Origin of the sequence: Corallococcus sp. AS-1-6, assembly GCF_020037015.1 — a bacterium.
Taxonomy (GTDB): Bacteria; Myxococcota; Myxococcia; order Myxococcales; family Myxococcaceae; genus Corallococcus.
In genome coordinates this window covers 411,195-427,718 of record NZ_JAIQDE010000002.1, presented here as the reverse complement: position 1 = coordinate 427,718, position 16,524 = coordinate 411,195, and the positions used below count along the sequence as shown (strand labels likewise).

Sequence of the window (16,524 nt, the reverse complement as noted above, 5' to 3'; positions counted from 1 at the left end):
CTGGGGAGTAACGACAATGCGCGTGATGGTTGGCAACCCGTTGCTGGGTCGGATTCAGAATCGGGAAGCGAAGGTGGGCGTGGTGGGTCTCGGGTACGTCGGTCTTCCGCTGGGCATGGCCTTCGCGGAAGCGGGCTTCCCGGTCACGGGGCTGGACGTCGACCAGCGCAAGATCGACAAGATCGCCAAGGGTGAGAGCTACATCAAGCACATCCCCAGCGCGCCGCTGGCGGAGCTCACCCACGCCGGCAAGCTCAAGGCGACCAACGACTTCGCCAAGGCCCGCGAGCTGGACTGCGTGGTCATCTGCGTGCCCACGCCGCTGACCGCGTCGCGTGAGCCGGACATGACCTTCATCATCCAGACGGGCGAGGCCCTGGCGCCGTACGTGCGCCCCGGCCAGCTCTTCATCCTGGAGTCCACCACCTACCCGGGCACGACCGAGGAAGTGCTGAAGCCGCTGCTGGAGAAGAACGGCCTCAAGGCGGGCGTGGACTTCTTCCTGGCCTTCAGCCCCGAGCGCGAGGACCCGGGCAACAAGGGCTTCAACACCAAGACGATCCCGAAGGTCGTGGGCGGCTACTCGCCCGCGTGCCTGGAGGTGGCGGTCGCCCTCTACGGCAGCGCGCTGAAGGAAGTGGTGCCGGTGTCCTCCACGCGCGTGGCGGAGCTGGCCAAGCTGCTGGAGAACATCTACCGCTGCGTGAACATCGCCATGGTCAACGAGATGAAGATGCTCTGCGACCGCATGAACGTGGACGTGTGGGAGGTCATCCAGGCCGCCAGCACCAAGCCCTTCGGCTTCCAGCCGTTCTACCCGGGCCCCGGCCTGGGCGGGCACTGCATCCCCATCGATCCGTTCTACCTGACGTGGAAGGCGCGCGAGTTCGAGTTCCACACCAAGTTCATCGAGCTGGCCGGTGAGGTGAACTGGCAGATGCCCTACTACGTGGTGCAGCGCACGATGGAGGCGCTCAACCAGAACAAGAAGGTGCTCAACGGCGCGAAGGTCCTCTGCATCGGCGCGGCGTACAAGAAGGACATCGACGATCACCGCGAGTCCCCGTCGCTGCGCGTGATGACGCTCCTCAAGGAGAAGGGCGCGGAGATCGCCTACCACGACCCGTTCGTGAAGGAGCTGCACAAGGGCCACGGCTTCAACATGGAGATGAAGTCCGTCCCGCTCGACCCGGAGACGCTCAACCAGTACGACGCGGTGATGATCCTCACGGACCACTCGCACATCGACTACAACGAGCTGGTCCAGCGCTCGAACATCGTCGTGGACACGCGCAACGCGACCAAGAACGTCACCCAGGGCCGCGAGAAGATCGTCAAGGCTTAAGGCCGCTGACGGAGCATGCGGGCAGGAGGGTCCTCGCTTCACGCGAAGAGCGTGAGGGGAGGGCCCTTGCCGCGTTTCTGGCTACAGTGCGGGGCCGTGCCTGGCTCCTTTCGTCCCCTGTTCCCGCTGTTCCTGGCCGCGTCCTTCCTGATGGGCGCGGCACCCGCTCCCGACCCTCGCGCCCCGCTGCTGGACGCGATGAGCGCGGAGCTCCAGCGCAACCAGCAGCAGCTCAAGGTGAGCGGCCATGAGGCGCCGTACTTCCTCAGCTACGGCGTGAAGGACTACGAGTCGCGGTTGATCATCGCGCGCTACGGGGCGCTGTTCCAGGACGACGACTACCGCGAGCGCAAGCTGGGCGTGGACGTGCGCGTGGGCAGCTACGAGTACGACAGCTCCGTGGCGGACTCGCTCGACTTCGGCTTCAGCACCAGCAAGGGCTCCAGCTTCACCGCGCGCAAGGACGGGCCGCAGGACGACTCGCCGCTGGCGCTGCGCACGGCGCTGTGGCTGGTCACGGACGAGAAGTACAAGGCCGCCCTCTTCCAGTACCTCAAGAAGAAGGGCGAGGACGTCTACACGGTGGAGGACCCCAAGCGCCCCGCGTCCTTCTCCCGGGAGACGCCGGCCACCTACGTGCAGCCGCCGGTGCCGTTCCCGTTCGACCGTCCGAAGTGGCGCAAGCTGGCGCGCGACGTGTCCGCGCGCTTCAACGCGCACCCGGAGCTGTTCGATTCAGAGGTGCGCATCACCGCGGACAAGGTCACCCGGCTGTTCGTGTCCTCGGAGGGCACGCGCCTCATCACGGAGGACACGCTGTACGCGTTCCACGTCTCCGCGGTGACGCGCGCGCCGGACGGGCAGTTGCTGGACGACTCGCGCAGCTTCTACCTGCCCACGGAGGCGGGGATGCCGAGCGAGGCGCGCGTGCACGAGGCCGCGCAGAAGGTCATCGACGAGCTGCTCGCGCTGCGGCAGGCGCCGGCCATCACCCCGTACGCGGGCCCGGCCATCCTGGCGCCGGAGGCCGCGGGCGTGCTCTTCCACGAGACGCTGGGCCACCGGCTGGAGGCGGACCGGCAGGACGGCGACACCGACGGCAAGACGTTCAAGGGACAGGAGGGCAAGCAGATCCTCCCGGCGTTCCTGTCGCTGCGGGATGATCCGTCCCGGCGCGAGGTGAACGGCGAGCCGCTCAACGGCTACTACCTCTATGACGAAGAGGGCGTGAAGGGGCAGCCGGTGAGCCTGGTGGAGCAGGGCGTGCTCAAGGGCTACCTGATGAGCCGTCACCCGGTGGAGGGCTTCCCGAAGTCCAACGGCCACGGGCGCGGCCAGGGCACGCTCCAGCCGGTGGCGCGCATGGCGAACCTGATGGTGGACAGCACGAAGCAGGTGAGCGACGCGGAGCTGAAGAAGCTGCTCATCGCGGAGGCGAAGCGGCAGGGCAAGCCGTACGGGCTCATCATCCGCGACATCACCGGGGGCAACACCAACACGTCCAGCTACGGCTACCAGGCCTTCAAGGGCGTGCCGCGCATGGTGTACCGCGTGGACGTGAAGACGGGTGAAGAGACGCTGGTGCGCGGCGTGGAGATCGTGGGCACGCCGCTGTCGTCCGTGAACCGCATCCTCGCCACGGGGCAGCGGTTGGGCGTGTTCAACGGCTTCTGCGGCGCGGAGAGCGGCAACGTGCCCGTGTCCACCGTGGCGCCCGCGGTGCTGCTCCAGGAGCTGGAGCTGCAGCGCGCCATGGAGGGCAAGGATCGGCCGCCGCTGCTTTCCAGCCCGGCCGCCCTCCAGAAGGGGACGGCCGGACCGGAGACGAAGTAGGGCTAGCCGACCTTCTTCAGCACCACGTAGCCGGCGGCGGGGATGTTCACCGGGGTGTTCCCGCCGTTCAGCGTGGCGCCGTAGTTGCCGAAGTTGCCGCCGCCGTACACCGCGGCGTCGCTGTTCAGCACTTCCTTCCACTGGCCCGGGGGCAGCGGCAGCGCGTAGCCCTCCAGGTTCTTCTTGTTGAGGCTGCCCACCACGAGGAACTCCTCGTTGCCGGACTTGCGCGTGAAGGCCATCACGCTGTCGTCGTTGTGGGTGTAGACGCGCTTCACCTCCGCCGCCGCGCTGAAGGCGTTGCTGCTGTTCCTGAGGCCGATGGCGTCCTTGTAGAAGCTGAAGGACTGCCGGCGGGTGATGTCCAGCATCGCGTCCTTGCGCTCGGAGGCGGGCAGCGCGGCCACCTCCGCGAACAGCTTCTTGTCGTCCGCGGAGAAGGCCTTGTACGCGCTGTCCTTCGCGCGCGCGTCCGGGGAGAGGCTGAAGAGGCGCTCGTAGGTGGCCCTGGTGGTGTCGTTGAACGTCACCTTGCCGAAGTCCACGCCCTGGCCCACGTCCTGCCAGCTCCAGTCGCTGTCCCAGGTGGACGGGTTGCCCCAGCGGAAGTCGTTCTGGGCGCCGAACTCGTCACCCTGGAAGAACATGGGGATGCCGGGGCCGGCCATGCCGATGCCGGCGGCGAAGCGGGCGGCGCCGCGCGACCAGTTGTCCGGGAAGTCGGTGGCCTCCGCGCCCTCCGCGGTGTTCATGGTGCGCTCGGCGTTCCCCACCTCGTCGTGGTTGCTGATGATGGACAGCGCGTGCTTCCAGCCGTCCAGGCCGCGCGGGTTCGTCATCAGGTTCACGAACGCGTCCACGTCCGTCTTCATCCCGCGCGAGGCCGCCTGGATGAGGCCCGGCTTGCTGTTGTCACGCACCAGCCGGTGCTGGAACTCCGTGTACCACTGGGCGTCGAAGCCGCCGCCCGTGCCGTCCGACTTCGCCGGGCGCGAGATGTCCGGCTCGTAGTCGAACTGCTCCGCCACGGTCCACGCGTTGGGGTTGAGGAAGTGCACCTGGCGGTTGATCTCCCGGAGCATGTCCCAGCCGTCCTTGCCGCCCGTGCCCTTGATGGGCTCCGTGAAGTCGAAGCGCAGGCCGTCGAACTTCAGCTCGGCGATCTGCTGCACGGCGTGGTCCACGAAGAGCTGCTTCACCTGCGGCGTGTTGTACGCGGGCACGGCGCCCCACGGGGTGTCGCGCTGCTCGAACTGGCCGGGCTCCTTGGACCAGTTGAAGTAGGGGTTGCTGGGGCCGCCCACGTTCCACAGGCCGTTGTGGTCGCCGAAGACGTGGTTGTAGACGACGTCCGACACCACGTTCAGGCCCTTGCCGTGGGCCGCGTCGATGAAGCGCTTGAGGGCCTCGTCGCCCTCCACCCACTGGCCGTTCTCGTCCTCGAAGCCGAAGGAGCTCTCCGTGGCCAGGCTGTTGACGCCCAGGTAGCCCCAGTTGCGCGCGCCCTCCACCTCGTTGGTGGGCAGCAGCTCCAGCGTGGTGACGCCCAGCTCCTTGAAGTAATCCAGCTTCTTGATCAGGTCCTCCATGGTGGAGCGGTTGGCGTTGCCCGCCTCGCCCAGGAAGCTGCCCGGGTGGAGCTGGTACACCACCCACTTGGACGGATCCTTCTCACGCGGGACGTCGTCGTTCTTGAACTGGAACGTCGTGGGGTCGGTGAGGATGGAGCCGCGGAAGTCCACGCCGCTGCCCTTGGTGATGAGGTTGCTCCAGGGGTCGTTCTCCGCCGACGCCCGGCGCTCCACGTCGGACAGCTTGCCGTCGTTGTTCACGTCGTCGCGCAGGTGCAGCTTGCCCTGCGCGTCCTTGTCGAACACCTGGAACTCGTAGCGCAGGCCGGCCAGCTTCTCCGGATCATTGACGAGCGCGGTCCACGCGCCGGCCTGGTTCGTCATCTTGATGCGGCCGTCGTCGGTGACGTTGCGCGACCAGAAGTCGTTGAACTTCCCGCCGTGCAGCTTGTCGATGAGGGTGTCGTCGAACCGGCCCAGGCGCTCCTGGAGCTGCTGCTTGTTGAGCGGGTTGCCGTCGCCGTCCTTGAGGACGAGGTACGCGCTGTCCGCGTCCTCCGCGCTGTCGATGTCGAAGCGCATCAGGCCGGTGGCGCCGGGGAAGTAGCGGTCCACCTCCTTGCCGCGCTTGGGGTCCAGGTAGAGCCGGTCCAGGCCGCGCTGCTCGCCCATCATCCGGCGCGCGTAGGGGTCCGGCCGGTCGCTCACGGCGCCCGTGGAGTCCACCACCTCGTAGACGTAGGCCTTGCCCTCCATCTGCGCCCACGCGCCCCTGGCCTGCGTGGTCCAGTTGCCGCCCTCGTCGCGCGTCATGGGGATGCGCTGCTCGCGGCCTTCCTTGTCCGTCACCTTCACCTGCACCGCCCGCGCGTCCGGCGCCCAGAACTTGAAGTTCACGTCCTGGCCGGAGCGCTGCGCGCCCATCGTGTGGTACGTCGTGGGCGAGTAGGACGCGGTGGACTTGGACAGGTCCAGCTTGAGGTTGCCCTCGCCCATCACCGCCCACTGGTCCTTGCCGGACGGGCCGTCCACGCTGACGCCCCACTCCCAGTTGTGCGCCAGGCCGTCGTCCGCCACCTTCACCGTGGCCTCGTACTTGCCGTTGCCCAAGGGCTTCATGGGGATGCCGCCCGAGGACCACTGCGCGCTGTAGCGGCCGTCCGCGTCCCAGCTTCCCTTGAGCTTCGGGTTGGTGAGCGCCGCGTGCGGGCCCGCGTCGTACGTGAAGGTGATGGTGCGCGGGGTGGGGTTCGCCACCGTCGCGCCGTTCTTCACCGCGGACGTGGGCGCGGCGCCCAGCAGCGCGCTCGCGTTGGCGGAGCGGGCCAGGTTGCCGGTGCCGGCCACCGGAGCGCGCGTGCCCGTGGCCGGAGCGGACTCGAAGCCGGACAGGTTGCGCTTCGCGGCGGCGGCCTTCGCGGCGGCGGCCTTCTGGCGCTCCGCCAGCGTGGCGGCGTTGGGGGAGGTGCTACCCGTGGCGGGCGTCGAGGTGAGTTTCGGGCGGTTGATTTTCGAATCAGTCACGGGGCAATCCTCCGGCGGCCCACGCATAGCGGGCATGCTCAACTTGTCGGACTTGGGGCCTCCGGAGTTGTGTCCGGTGGCGCGGAAGTGGGCGAATGTGGGGCAGGTGACGCTGGGAGCTGTGGATTCCCAGGAACTCCGCGGACTTCCGGGCGCGGAGGGGGCGGTGGTGGGGCCAGCCGGCCCCCCTTGAAGCCGCGCAGGTACACGTAGCGGCGGAAGTCCCGGAGGAAGGCGTCCACGGGCAGGCCGATGGCCTCCAGGAAGCCGCCGGTGAAGTCCTGGCCTCCGCGCATGGCGGCGAGGACGCGGCGGACGCGCCTCTCGCCGTAGCGCTCCATGAGGAAGGTGAAGGCGTGGTGGGCGGCGCCGTAGACGGTGGCGTTCTCCGTCTCGTAGAGCGACTCGGCGCGGGCGAGCGGATCCGCCTGGGGGTGGTCGTGGAGGAAGCGGGACAGGTCCTCCAGGCTGGGGACGCGGTAGCCCTGGCCGGCGGTGTACGAGGCCATGCCCTCGCTGAACCACAGGGGGATGCCCTTCTTCGTCCAGTCCGACACGGTGGCGGAGGCCTGCCACATGAGGCTGTGGGTGAGCTCGTGCAGGAGCAGCTCGTCCACCTGCTTCTGGGTGGCGCCGGCGCGCGTCCAGGTGCGGGGGCTCTGGACCTCCACCTGCTCGTAGCGGGCCCAGGCGCGCAGGAAGTCGTAGCCGGAGCGGCGGGCGGCGCGCTCCAGGGCGGCGTGGTTCGGGTGGATGACCAGGGTGACGGGCTCCTGGAAGGTGCCCCAGCGGGCCAGGCGGGGAAAGGCGTTCTCCACCGCGCGGCGGACCATGTCCGCGGCCTGGGCGTCCCTGGCGGAGTGCTCGAAGCGGAACTCACCGCCGGGCAGCGCCAGCGTGGCGCTGGGCTCGGCGGCCTTCTTCGGCGCGGCGGCGCACGCGGACAAGAGCAGCGTCGTCCCGAGCAAGGAGAGCAGGGCGGGCAGCAGGCTCCTTCGTCCGGTACCGCCCACCCGCATCCGCACGTCCCTCTAGTTGGCCCCGAGCCAGCGCAGCACCGCGCGGCCCACGTCCGCGACGGTGGAGAACGACGCTACCTCCGGAGCGGAGGGGCCGAAGTAGAGCATGGGCACGGCGTGCACGGTGTGTCCTCGAACCGACAGGTCCTCCACGTTGCCGTGGTCGCTGCACACCAGCACGCGCGCGTCGTCTGGCCGGGTGGCCGCCACGGCGCGCAGGAAGGCGTCGAAGGTGTCGAGCGCCAGGCGGGCGGCCGTGAAGTCCCGGGCGTGGCCGGCCTCGTCGGCGAGGTAGTGCTCGAAGAAGGTGAAGTCCGCCCGCCCCGCGATGCGCCAGAAGAGGGCCGCGGCCTCGGCGGGCGTGCGGTAGGGCACGTCCAGGCCGTGCGCGCGCGCGGCGGCGCCGGTGATGTCGTGGGTGAGGCCGTCGCCGGCCCGCGCGTCGTCCAGCGTGCGCAGCGGCTCGGCTCCCGCGGCGAAGGCGAGCTTCGCGGCGGAGGGGCGCACCTTGCGCGCGGCGCGCTCCGGCAGGGTGAACTCCGGCGGGGACGTGGACGGGCGCCGGGGCACGCCGAGCGCGTCCAGGTAGGGCGCGGGGTACGCGTTGGCGAAGGTGGCGGTGCGGCCCGCGGCCTTGAGGCGCCGCACGATGGAGCGCTCCGCGAGCAGGTCCCTCAGGGCGGTGTTGGGGTAGCCCAGCACGTGGCCGCCCACGAGGACGGGGGCGGGGTCCCCGGTGAGGATGGCCGTCTGGTTGGAGGCGGACTGGGGCCGGCCGGGCACGCCGAAGGTGGGGTCCACCGGAAGGCCCACGCCGCCATGCGGCAGGACGGGGACGGGGGCGTCCTGGAACCAGGACAGCAGGTGGTCCCGGTCCGCGAGCGGGTTCACGGCGGGGTCCTTCCGCCCGATGCCCACCCCGTCGATGAACAGGACCGCGACGCGCACGGCCCGGGACTGTATCCTCGAATCCGACACGCATGGCCATCCACGGCGACCTCTTCAGCTACCCGCTCCCCGAGTTCCTTCAATGGCTGGACAGCTCCCGCAAGACGGGGACGCTCCAGTTGTCGTGGGAGGCAGGCGAGCGCAAGTTGTTCCTCCTGTCCGGCCAGGTGGGCGCCACCGCGAGCGAAGGCCTGCGCGGCCGGGTGGCCCGCCTGCTGTCGCTGCCGAAGCTGGCCGCGGGCACGCGCGTGCTGGCGGCGTTCGACGAGCTGGCGCGCACGCCGGACGTGGACGCGGCCTTCGACGCGCACGGCGTGCAGGCGCGGTGGGTGCGCGACCTGGGCCGCGAGGAGCTGTTCGCGGCGATGACGGACCTGACCATCGCGGGGCAGGGCACGTTCCACTGGACGGAGGACGCGGACCGCACCGGCGAGGACTGGGTGCCGTCCGACATGAGCATCCGCGAGCTGCTCTTTGAGTCCCTGCGCTGGGTGGACGAGCAGGGGGACGTGGACAAGGCGCTGCCCATCGACGCGCTGAGCGTGAGGGCGCTGTCGCCGCCCAGCCCCAGCCAGCCGCTGATGCACCGGATCATCCTGGCGCTGACGACGACGCCGCAGAACCTGGGGCGGCTGCGGCTGTCCATGGGCGTGTCGCGCTCGTCGGTGACGCGCCGGGTGCACGAGCTGCTCCGCGCGAAGCTGGTGGAGGTGGACGGCGCGCCGCAGGTGGAAGCCGACCCCGTGGCGGAGATGCTGGAGAAGGGCGCGGTGCTGATGCGCGAGGGCCAGTACGACGCGGCCGGCATCGTCTGCGCGTCGCTGCTGGCCAGCGACCCCGCGGACCGGCGCGTGCGCGAGTTCGCGCGCCTGGTGCAGCGCGAGCACGTGGCCGCGCTCTACGCGGACCTGCCGCCGCTGGTGGTGCCGCGGCTGATCCAATCCCCGCAGGCGATGGTGATGCTCAAGCCGGAGGAGCGGCAGATCGCCGGGCTCATCAGCGGGACGTGGGACGTGTCCACGCTGGTGCTGGCCAGCCCCGCGCGGGAGCTGGAGACGCTCAAGACGCTGGCCAAGCTGCACCGCATGGGGCTCCTGGAGCTCACGCTCCCGCGCTGAAGCCGGAGCGCCGTGGGCACCGGCTTGGTGCCGGGCCCCGGCGAATCACCCGGCGGTGGGCAGCCCCACGGCGTTGAGCCGCACGAAGACCTGCATCAGGACGTAGAGCGCGAACGCCGCGTCGTCCACGCGCAACTGCGGCAGCGTGGACAGCCCCTGCAGGCGCAGCAGGTCCGAGCCGTCCACGTGCAGCAGGAAGGCCTGCTGGGCCAGGGAGCCTTCGCCCGCGAACGCCATGGCGCGGCGGACGGCGTCGGTGCAGGCGGTGACGCAGGTGGTGTAGTCCCCGGCGGTGAAGGCGGCCTCCGCGGCCCGGGCGTGGTCGAAGAGGTCCCCCGGCGCCAGCGCGCTCGTGGGGCCCAGCAGCTTGCTGCCCGTGACCGGCGCCACGGCCACGGCGGGCACCGCGGCGGGCTCCACGCGCGGCGGGGCGGGCGCCGTCAGCGTGCGGGGCACGGGCGTGGTGGCGACGGCGGTGGCGCCCGTCTTGGGCGCGGCGGACGGCGGCGCGGCCGGGGGCTGGCGCTGGTGCAGGTGCTGGGAGAGCTGCGCCTCCAGGCCCGCGGGGGCCGTGGCCGCCGGGGCGGTGCGGGGCGGCGGGACGATGCGCTTGGCGCGCAGGTCCTTGATGACCAGCCGGGTGATGGTCTTGAGCGCGTCCATCACGCCGCGGCCGTTGGCGGCGGCCGTCTCGAAGTCGGGGACGCCGCGCGGGTTGAGCTCCCGGCGCAGCTCCTCCACGGAGAGGATGTTGTCCAGGTCCCGCTTGTTCCACTGCATCACCAGCGGGAAGTTCTCCAGGCGGATGCCGTTCTCCAGGAGGTTCTCCTCCAGGTTCGCCAGGGACTCGCGGTTGGCGTCCATGGCCTCCGCCTGCGAGTCCGCCACGAACACCACGCCGTCCGCGCCCTGGAGCACCAGCTTGCGGGTGGCGTTGTAGAAGACCTGCCCGGGCACGGTGTAGAGGGCCAGGCGCACGGAGCAGTCGCCCACGCGCTCCACCTTCACCGGCAGGAAGTCGAAGAAGAGCGTCCGGTCGCCTTCGGTGGCGATGGACATCATCTCGCCGCGGTGGGCCGGGCGAACGGTCTCGTAGACCTTTCGCAGGGTCGTCGTCTTCCCCGACAGGCCGGGGCCGTAGAAGACGATCTTCGCGGCCACTTCGCGGGCCATCAGGTTCACGCTGCTCACGGTGTCAGCTTACCTAGAACGACTCGGCGCCCGGCGCCAGTTGCCGGGCGAACATTCGCGGGCGTCCCGGCCCGGTGCTCCGCCGCGAGCAGGGCGAAGAGGGCCGCCTCCTTCGCCTCCTCGGGGAAGCCCAGCACGTCCAGCCGCTCCAGCGGCACCGGGGCCAGCCGCGCCCGCAGGTCCGCCATCAGCACCGGATTCCGGGTTCCGCCGCCGGAGACATACACCGCCTCCAGCCGGGGAAAGCGGGGCCGCACCCAGGTGTCGAAGGCGCGCGCGGTGGCCTCCACGGTGAAGGCCCGCGCGGTGGCCATCAAGTCGTGGGGCCGCTCCGGGGCCGCCGCCCAGAGCCGCTCCACCAGCGGTTCGCCGAAGCCCTCGCGGCCCGCGCTGCGCGGTGGCGGACGCGCGAGGAACGGGTGCGCGAGCAGATCCTCCAACAGCGCGGGGATGACCTGGCCCTGGGAGGACAGGCTCCCGTCGCGGTCGCACGCGAGCTGGCCCTTCGTCACCCGGCGCGCCAGGCCATCCAGCACCATGTTCGCGGGCCCGGTGTCGAAGGCGAGCGTGTCGTCCACGTGGTGGCCCACGACGCTGATGTTGGCGATGCCGCCCAGGTTGAGGAACGCGCGCGTGACGTCCGGCCGTTCGCGGTTCCGGAAGACGGCCCAGTCGAGGTACGGCACGAGCGGCGCGCCCTGGCCGCCCACCGCCATGTCGCGGGTGCGGAAGTCGCTGACGACGGGCAGGCCGGTGCGCTCGGCGATGACGGCCGCCTCGCCAATCTGGAGCGTGGAGGCGATGGCGGACAGGTCCGGGGGCAGGTGGGCCATCGTCTGGCCGTGCGAGCCGACGACGTGGACGTCCTCGCGCTTCACGCCCGCGCGCGCGATGACGGCCAGCACGGCCTCGGCGAAGCGCTCACCCAGCTCGAAGTTGAGCGCGCAGAGGCTCCGGGCGTCCTGGGGGCCCAGCACCCGCGCGACCAGGTCCGGCGTGAAGGGCTGGGAGACATGCGCGAGCAGTTGGAGCCTCACGTCCGCGCCGGTGCCGTCCACCCGGCACAGCGCCGCGTCCGCCGCGTCCACGCTGGTGCCGGACAGCACGCCCACGCACAGCCGGGGCGGCAGGGAGGGGGAGGGGGGCGTGGCGGGGCGCATGCGCCAAGTCTAAAGGCCTGCTCCCACGCCCGCCGGACCCCGGCCCGGAGGGCACCCCCGTGTGTCTGGGAGTGACGCCCTCGCTGTCGGATTCCGGAGGAAGTCCGCTCAGCGAGACGAGCGCCGGCCCGAAGCCGCTCGTACCGCCGCCGGGCGTTCGAGCCCTCGCAAGCCCGCGTCCTTCATCCGCCGCCGCGCCTGGGCCGCTGTCAGCCCCGTGAAGTGCATGGCCAGCGCCAGCTTCACGTGGTCACCCGCGGCCTGGAGCAGCGCCTCCGCCCTCGCCGGGGGCAGGTCCGTCAGCTCCGCGACCATCCGCGCCGCCCGGGCGCGCAGCTTCGTGTTCGTGGGGCGCACGTCCACCATGCGCCCCCGGTACACGTGGCCCAGCGACACGAAGGCCGCGGTGGTGATGGCGTTGAGCACCAGCTTCGTCGCCGTGCCCGCCTTCAGCCGCGTGGAGCCCGCCACCACCTCCGGCCCCGTGCGCGCCAGCACCACCGTGTCCGCGCGCATGGCCGGCCCGGGCGGGTTGCAGCACACCAGCACCGTGCGCGCCCCGCGCTCGCGGGCCGCGTCCAGCGCGCCCCGGACATAGGGCGTGGAGGCCGACGCGGTGATGCCGCACACCACGTCCCGCGCCGTCGCCCGGAAGGCGCGCACCGCCCGGGCCCCCGCGGCGACGTCGTCCTCGGCGCCCTCCACGGCGCGCGTCAGGGCCCGCCGGCCGCCCGCCATGGCCGCCTGGACCCGCGTCGCCGGGACACCGAAGGTGGGGGGACACTCGCTCGCGTCGAGCACGCCGAGCCGACCGCTGGTTCCCGCGCCCACGTAGAGCAGCCGGCCGCCAGCACGAAACGCTTCCGCCACGGCCCGGGCCGCCGCCGCGATGGACGGCAACGCCTCACGGACCGCGCGGAGCGCGATCTGGTCTTCTTGATGCAACCGTCGGACGACCGCCTCGACAGGGAGGAGGTCCAGGTCATCCGCGCGGGGATGGAGCCGTTCGGTGGGCGGAAGCGCGGACTTTCGAGCGCGCGTCATGCCCACCGGAAGGCTCCCGGACTTCAGGCGGCCTTGGTCACCTTGCCCGCCTTGATGCAGCGGGTGCAGGCCAGGACGCGCTCGATGCTGCCGCTCACGTTCGCGCGCACCTTCTGCAGGTTCGGCAGGGTCCGCTTCTTGGTCTTGTTGTTCGCGTGGCTGACGTTGTTACCCACCAGCGGACGCTTCCCACAGAGGTCGCACTTCCACGCCATGACTGCTAACTCCTTGAAAACTGGGGCGTTCGACAGCAGCCCATAAAAGAGCGGCGGACCCTACCAGAAACAGGCCGGAAATCCAGCCGGATCCGACCCGGGGCCTATCCCTTGAGCGGATCCTTCTTCTTCAACATGTCCTGCACCAGGCGCGCGGCCCGCATCCCCGCGAGCAGCTCGCCCTCCAGGCCCAGGCCGGGCAGCACCTCGCGGCCCGCCAGGATCACGTTCTTCGCGGGCGTGCGCTGCTTCAACCCCGTGACGCCCAGGAAGGCTTCCGTCTCGAAGCTGTAGAGCGGGTGGGGCATGAGCCGGCTGCCGCGCACCCCCCCGGCGTCCAGGTAGGGGACCGAGCGCAGCGCGCGGTGCTGCTTCGTGAAGGGCATCAGCCGGTCCAGGTGCTCGTCGATGCGCTTCGCCAGCGCCTGGAGGTGCTCCTCGCCCTCCTCGCGCGCGGAGGCCGGGACGAAGGCGCCGGCGCACACCACGCGCACGCCCTCCACGTCCTTCTGGCCCGAGGCCGCGGCCGTGCGCGCCGGGTGCTGCTGCACGAGCAGCGGGCCCAGCTCCGGGTCCTGCGTGTCCACCAGCACCAGCTCGCCCATGCCCCGTGGGAGCGCCGCCTCCGGTACCACCCAGTTCACGCTGAAGAGCAGCGACTTGATGTTGGACTGGTCCAGGTGCTCCAGCAGGCCGCGGTGGTGCTTCTTGTCCGTCACCAGCCGGCGCAGCGCCCCGGAGTCCGTGGCCGTCACCAGGCACGACGCGCGGTAGAGCGTGTCCGAGCGCACCAGCTTCACGCCGGAGAACTTGCTGCCGTCGAACGCGAGCTCCTCGACGATGAAGCCCGCCGGGTTGTCGCGGCCCAGCACGTCGCCGCCCAGCTCCGTCAGCCGCCGGGTGAGCACGTCGCGCAGGGCGTCCATGCCGCCGGGGTAGGTGGACGGCGCGGTGAGCACCTGGGACAGGGCCCGCGTCTGCGCCAGGGGCGCGGCGGGCTTCTCCAGGTGGACGAGGAAGGGCAGCAGGCCGCGCACCAGCGTCAGCGCCGGATCATCGCCCGCGAGCCGGGGCGTGGCCTCCAGCGCCGGGTGCTCTTTGATCTGCCCCTTGAGCTTCCAGCCCTCGAAGAAGCCGTCGGGCGGCAGTTGGGGCCCGGCCTTGAAGAAGGCGTCGGTGGCCTCGTGCTGCGCGGCGCTGCCGGTGAGCGCGCCCTGGATGCCCTCGCCGGCCTCGCCGAACTCGCGCGTCAGCTCCGCGCGGCGGCGGGCGGCGTCCGCGGTCAGGTCCACCCGGTTCCGGGGCAGCACGAGCTGGAGCTCCGGCGCGTGGGGCCGCAGCGCGCGGCCGATGGCGGTGGACAGCCCCAGCTCGTTGAGGGCCTCGTCCACGGCGGGCATCGCCTTGAGGGGCGGCGCGACGAAGGGGGCGTAGGGCAGCACGAAGCCGTCGTGCTCGTAGCCGGGCCCCATGCCGTCGTGCTCCACCAGCAACACGCGGTGGTTGCGCTTCGCCAGGAGCGCGGCGGCGAGCGCGCCTCCGACCTGGCTGCCCAGCACGATGACGTCGTACACGTGCCGGGACGGGCCCGAGGGGAGCTTGAGTTTGGCGGCGGACGTCGACATGGCCGCCGAACACTACACAACGTCACCGCGTCTGGCGCCCTTTTGGCGCCCCCAGGGCTCACCCGGGGTGGGGCGTATCCGCCCCTCAGGCCCTGGACTTGAAGAGGCGCGCGAGCAGCTCCGGGGGCAGCGTGTCGAAGTCCGGGGCGGTGTAGTGGGCCCCCGCGTTCTTCAGCGCCTCCGCGGTCGTGGTGGTGGTGATGCCCACGGTGACCATGCCGGCGGCGCGCGCGGACAGCACGCCGTTGATGGCGTCCTCGAAGGCCAGACACGACTCGGGGGGCACCTGGAGCGCCTTCGCCGCCGCGAGGAAGATGTCCGGCGCGGGCTTGCCGCGGGTCACCTGTTCGGCGCCGACGACACAGTCGAAGAGCGGACGCACGGCGAGCCCGTCCAGCACCAGCTCGCGGTTGCCGTGCGGCGCGGCGGTGGCCACGGCCAGGGGCAGGCTCGCGTCGCGCAGGCGGTGGAGGAAGCCCTCCGCGCCCCGGTGCAGCGCCAGGTAGGGGCGGTAGATGGCGCGGTAGTGGGATTCCTTCTCCTCCGCGAGCGCGTTCAGCTCCGCGACGGAGAGGGTGCGGCCCAGCAGTTGCGGGAGGATCTCCTCGTTCTTCTTTCCCGCGAACTCGTTCTGGAAACGTTCCGCCGTCAGGTCTTCCAGGCCGAGTTTCCGGGCGAGCGACACCCAGGCGCGGTTGTGGAAGTCCATGTTGTCGACGAGCGTGCCATCCATGTCGAAGACGGCGGCGAGCAGGGGGGCGGCTGCGGAAGTCATGTTCTCCCCAATACCGATTTCCGCCGCCATGTCACCCCTGAATCTCCCGTGCGAGCCCCTTCCGGGCTGATATCCCCCACGCCATGAGCGAGGACGTGCTGCTGGAGACTCGGGGGGCCGTGGGCCTGGTCACCCTCAACCGACCGAAGGCGCTCAACGCGCTCTCCCTGGAGATGTGCCGCGCGCTGCATCCCCGGTTGGACGCCTGGGCCGTGGATCCGTCCGTGAAGGCGGTGGTGATCCGCGGGGCCGGAGGCCGGGCCTTCTGCGCGGGAGGGGACGTGCGCGCGGTGGCTGGTTCGGTCGCACGGTCGGACACGTCGCTGTCGCGCGAGTTCTTCCGGGCGGAGTACGCGCTCAACCATCGGATCCACCACTTCCCCAAGCCGTTCATCGCGTGGGTGGACGGCATCTGCATGGGCGGCGGGTTGGGGCTGTCCGTGCACGGGGCCTTCCGGATCGTGACGGAGAAGCTGGTGCTCGCGATGCCGGAGACGGCCATCGGCATCTTCCCGGACGTGGGCGGAGGGTGGTTCCTGCCGCGCTTCCCCGGCGAGGCGGGGACGTACCTGGGGCTCACCGGCGCGCGGTGTGACGCGGCGGATGCGCTGTGGCTGGGCTACGCGACGCATCGGGTGGAGTCGTCGCGGATGGAGGACGTGTTGCGTGCGCTGGAGGCCGCGGACTGGAGTGGACCGGGGCGTGATGTGGTGGCGCGCGTGCTCCAGGGCTTCCATCAGGAGCCCGGTGCTTCGGGGCTCGCCGCGCGGGCGGACGTCATCGACCGGTGCTTCCAGGGGGACCGTGTGGAGGACATCCTCACGGCGCTGGAGCGCGAGGGGACGGCGTGGGCGGAGGAGACTCGCGCGGCGCTGCTGCGCATGTCGCCCACGAGCCTGCGGGTGACGCTGCGGCAACTGCGCATCGGGCGCGGCCAGGACTACGACGCGACGGCGCGCATGGAGTACCGGTTGAGCCAGGCGCTGACCGCGCGGCCGGACTTCCAGGAGGGGATCCGCGCGGTGCTGGTGGACAAGGATCAGAAGCCGCGCTGGAACCCGGCCACGCTCGCGGAGGTGGGCGACGCGGAGGTGGAGGCGTGCTTCGCGGCTCGGCCGGGTGACGAGCTGGAGTTGCCCTCGCTGGGCTGATCAAC

13 protein-coding genes are annotated in these 16,524 nt (G+C 71.1%); 4 read left to right on the top strand and 9 right to left on the bottom strand.

Annotation, left to right across the window (positions count from 1 at the left end):
* Window positions 1-25 precede the first annotated feature (25 nt).
* Both K8612_RS04600 and K8612_RS04595 read left to right on the top strand, forming a co-directional pair.
* On the top strand, window positions 26-1,345 hold the full coding sequence (locus tag K8612_RS04600) for a nucleotide sugar dehydrogenase (RefSeq protein ID WP_304504025.1): 1,320 nt from the start codon (window positions 26-28) through the stop codon (window positions 1,343-1,345).
* 15 nt (window positions 1,346-1,360) lie between these two features.
* Window positions 1,361-3,178, top strand: coding sequence for a TldD/PmbA family protein (locus K8612_RS04595; RefSeq protein ID WP_373692078.1), 1,818 nt, complete (start codon window positions 1,361-1,363; stop codon window positions 3,176-3,178).
* A gap of 2 nt (window positions 3,179-3,180) precedes the next feature.
* Here the strand turns inward: K8612_RS04595 and K8612_RS04590 are convergent, their stop codons facing one another.
* Genes K8612_RS04590 through K8612_RS04580 form a run of 3 tightly spaced genes read right to left on the bottom strand, consistent with a single transcriptional unit; the run spans window position 3,181 to window position 8,240 of the window.
* Window positions 3,181-6,273 (bottom strand): alpha amylase C-terminal domain-containing protein, encoded by a 3,093-nt coding sequence (locus K8612_RS04590; RefSeq protein ID WP_223761472.1) that lies wholly within the window; start codon window positions 6,271-6,273, stop codon window positions 3,181-3,183.
* A gap of 38 nt (window positions 6,274-6,311) precedes the next feature.
* Complete coding sequence (locus K8612_RS04585) at window positions 6,312-7,292, bottom strand: hypothetical protein (RefSeq protein ID WP_223761478.1); 981 nt, start codon at window positions 7,290-7,292, stop codon at window positions 6,312-6,314.
* 12 nt (window positions 7,293-7,304) lie between these two features.
* On the bottom strand, window positions 7,305-8,240 hold the full coding sequence (locus tag K8612_RS04580) for a metalloenzyme (protein WP_223761378.1): 936 nt from the start codon (window positions 8,238-8,240) through the stop codon (window positions 7,305-7,307).
* Window positions 8,241-8,272: 32 nt separating this feature from the next.
* Here K8612_RS04580 and K8612_RS04575 point away from each other — a divergent pair, with 32 nt between their 5' ends.
* On the top strand, window positions 8,273-9,358 hold the full coding sequence (locus tag K8612_RS04575; protein ID WP_223744065.1) for a DUF4388 domain-containing protein: 1,086 nt from the start codon (window positions 8,273-8,275) through the stop codon (window positions 9,356-9,358).
* Window positions 9,359-9,403: 45 nt separating this feature from the next.
* Here K8612_RS04575 and K8612_RS04570 read toward each other — a convergent pair whose 3' ends face one another.
* The 6 genes from K8612_RS04570 to K8612_RS04545 all read right to left on the bottom strand — a co-directional run bounded on the left by K8612_RS04570 (window position 9,404) and on the right by K8612_RS04545 (window position 15,368).
* On the bottom strand, window positions 9,404-10,549 hold the full coding sequence (locus K8612_RS04570) for an ADP-ribosylation factor-like protein (RefSeq protein ID WP_223744064.1): 1,146 nt from the start codon (window positions 10,547-10,549) through the stop codon (window positions 9,404-9,406).
* Window positions 10,546-11,709, bottom strand: a complete 1,164-nt coding sequence (locus K8612_RS04565; RefSeq protein ID WP_223761377.1) for an anhydro-N-acetylmuramic acid kinase — start codon at window positions 11,707-11,709, stop codon at window positions 10,546-10,548. The genes K8612_RS04570 and K8612_RS04565 overlap by 4 nt, the downstream gene beginning before the upstream one ends.
* Window positions 11,710-11,817: 108 nt before the next feature.
* Window positions 11,818-12,753: an N-acetylmuramic acid 6-phosphate etherase gene (gene murQ, locus K8612_RS04560; protein ID WP_223761376.1), complete on the bottom strand. Its 936-nt coding sequence runs from the start codon at window positions 12,751-12,753 to the stop codon at window positions 11,818-11,820.
* Window positions 12,754-12,776: 23 nt separating this feature from the next.
* Window positions 12,777-12,968 (bottom strand): 50S ribosomal protein L28, encoded by a 192-nt coding sequence (gene rpmB, locus K8612_RS04555; RefSeq protein ID WP_014398134.1) that lies wholly within the window; start codon window positions 12,966-12,968, stop codon window positions 12,777-12,779.
* Between the two features lie 104 nt (window positions 12,969-13,072).
* Entirely contained in the window at window positions 13,073-14,593 is a 1,521-nt protein-coding gene (locus K8612_RS04550; RefSeq protein WP_223761375.1) for an NAD(P)-binding protein, read from the bottom strand.
* An 85-nt stretch (window positions 14,594-14,678) separates the two neighbouring features.
* The gene (locus K8612_RS04545) at window positions 14,679-15,368 is read right to left on the bottom strand and encodes an HAD family phosphatase (RefSeq protein ID WP_223744060.1); all 690 of its coding nucleotides are present in this window, start codon (window positions 15,366-15,368) and stop codon (window positions 14,679-14,681) included.
* A gap of 83 nt (window positions 15,369-15,451) precedes the next feature.
* On the opposite strand from K8612_RS04545, the gene K8612_RS04540 reads away from it, so the two are divergent.
* Window positions 15,452-16,519, top strand: coding sequence for an enoyl-CoA hydratase/isomerase family protein (locus tag K8612_RS04540; RefSeq protein WP_223761374.1), 1,068 nt, complete (start codon window positions 15,452-15,454; stop codon window positions 16,517-16,519).
* Window positions 16,520-16,524 lie beyond the last annotated feature (5 nt).

What these genes read in the sequence shown, in the direction of transcription:
- K8612_RS04575 (WP_223744065.1), top strand. Translation starts at nt 8,273, where the DNA reads ATGGCCATCCACGGCGACCTCTTCAGCTACCCGCTCCCCGAGTTCCTT.
- K8612_RS04545 (WP_223744060.1), bottom strand. Translation starts at nt 15,368, where the DNA reads ATGACTTCCGCAGCCGCCCCCCTGCTCGCCGCCGTCTTCGACATGGAT.
- K8612_RS04565 (WP_223761377.1), bottom strand. Translation starts at nt 11,709, where the DNA reads ATGCGCCCCGCCACGCCCCCCTCCCCCTCCCTGCCGCCCCGGCTGTGC.
- K8612_RS04585 (WP_223761478.1), bottom strand. Translation starts at nt 7,292, where the DNA reads ATGCGGGTGGGCGGTACCGGACGAAGGAGCCTGCTGCCCGCCCTGCTC.
- K8612_RS04550 (WP_223761375.1), bottom strand. Translation starts at nt 14,593, where the DNA reads ATGTCGACGTCCGCCGCCAAACTCAAGCTCCCCTCGGGCCCGTCCCGG.
- K8612_RS04600 (WP_304504025.1), top strand. Translation starts at nt 26, where the DNA reads ATGGTTGGCAACCCGTTGCTGGGTCGGATTCAGAATCGGGAAGCGAAG.
- rpmB (WP_014398134.1), bottom strand. Translation starts at nt 12,968, where the DNA reads ATGGCGTGGAAGTGCGACCTCTGTGGGAAGCGTCCGCTGGTGGGTAAC.
- K8612_RS04540 (WP_223761374.1), top strand. Translation starts at nt 15,452, where the DNA reads ATGAGCGAGGACGTGCTGCTGGAGACTCGGGGGGCCGTGGGCCTGGTC.
- murQ (WP_223761376.1), bottom strand. Translation starts at nt 12,753, where the DNA reads ATGACGCGCGCTCGAAAGTCCGCGCTTCCGCCCACCGAACGGCTCCAT.
- K8612_RS04595 (WP_373692078.1), top strand. Translation starts at nt 1,361, where the DNA reads ATGCGGGCAGGAGGGTCCTCGCTTCACGCGAAGAGCGTGAGGGGAGGG.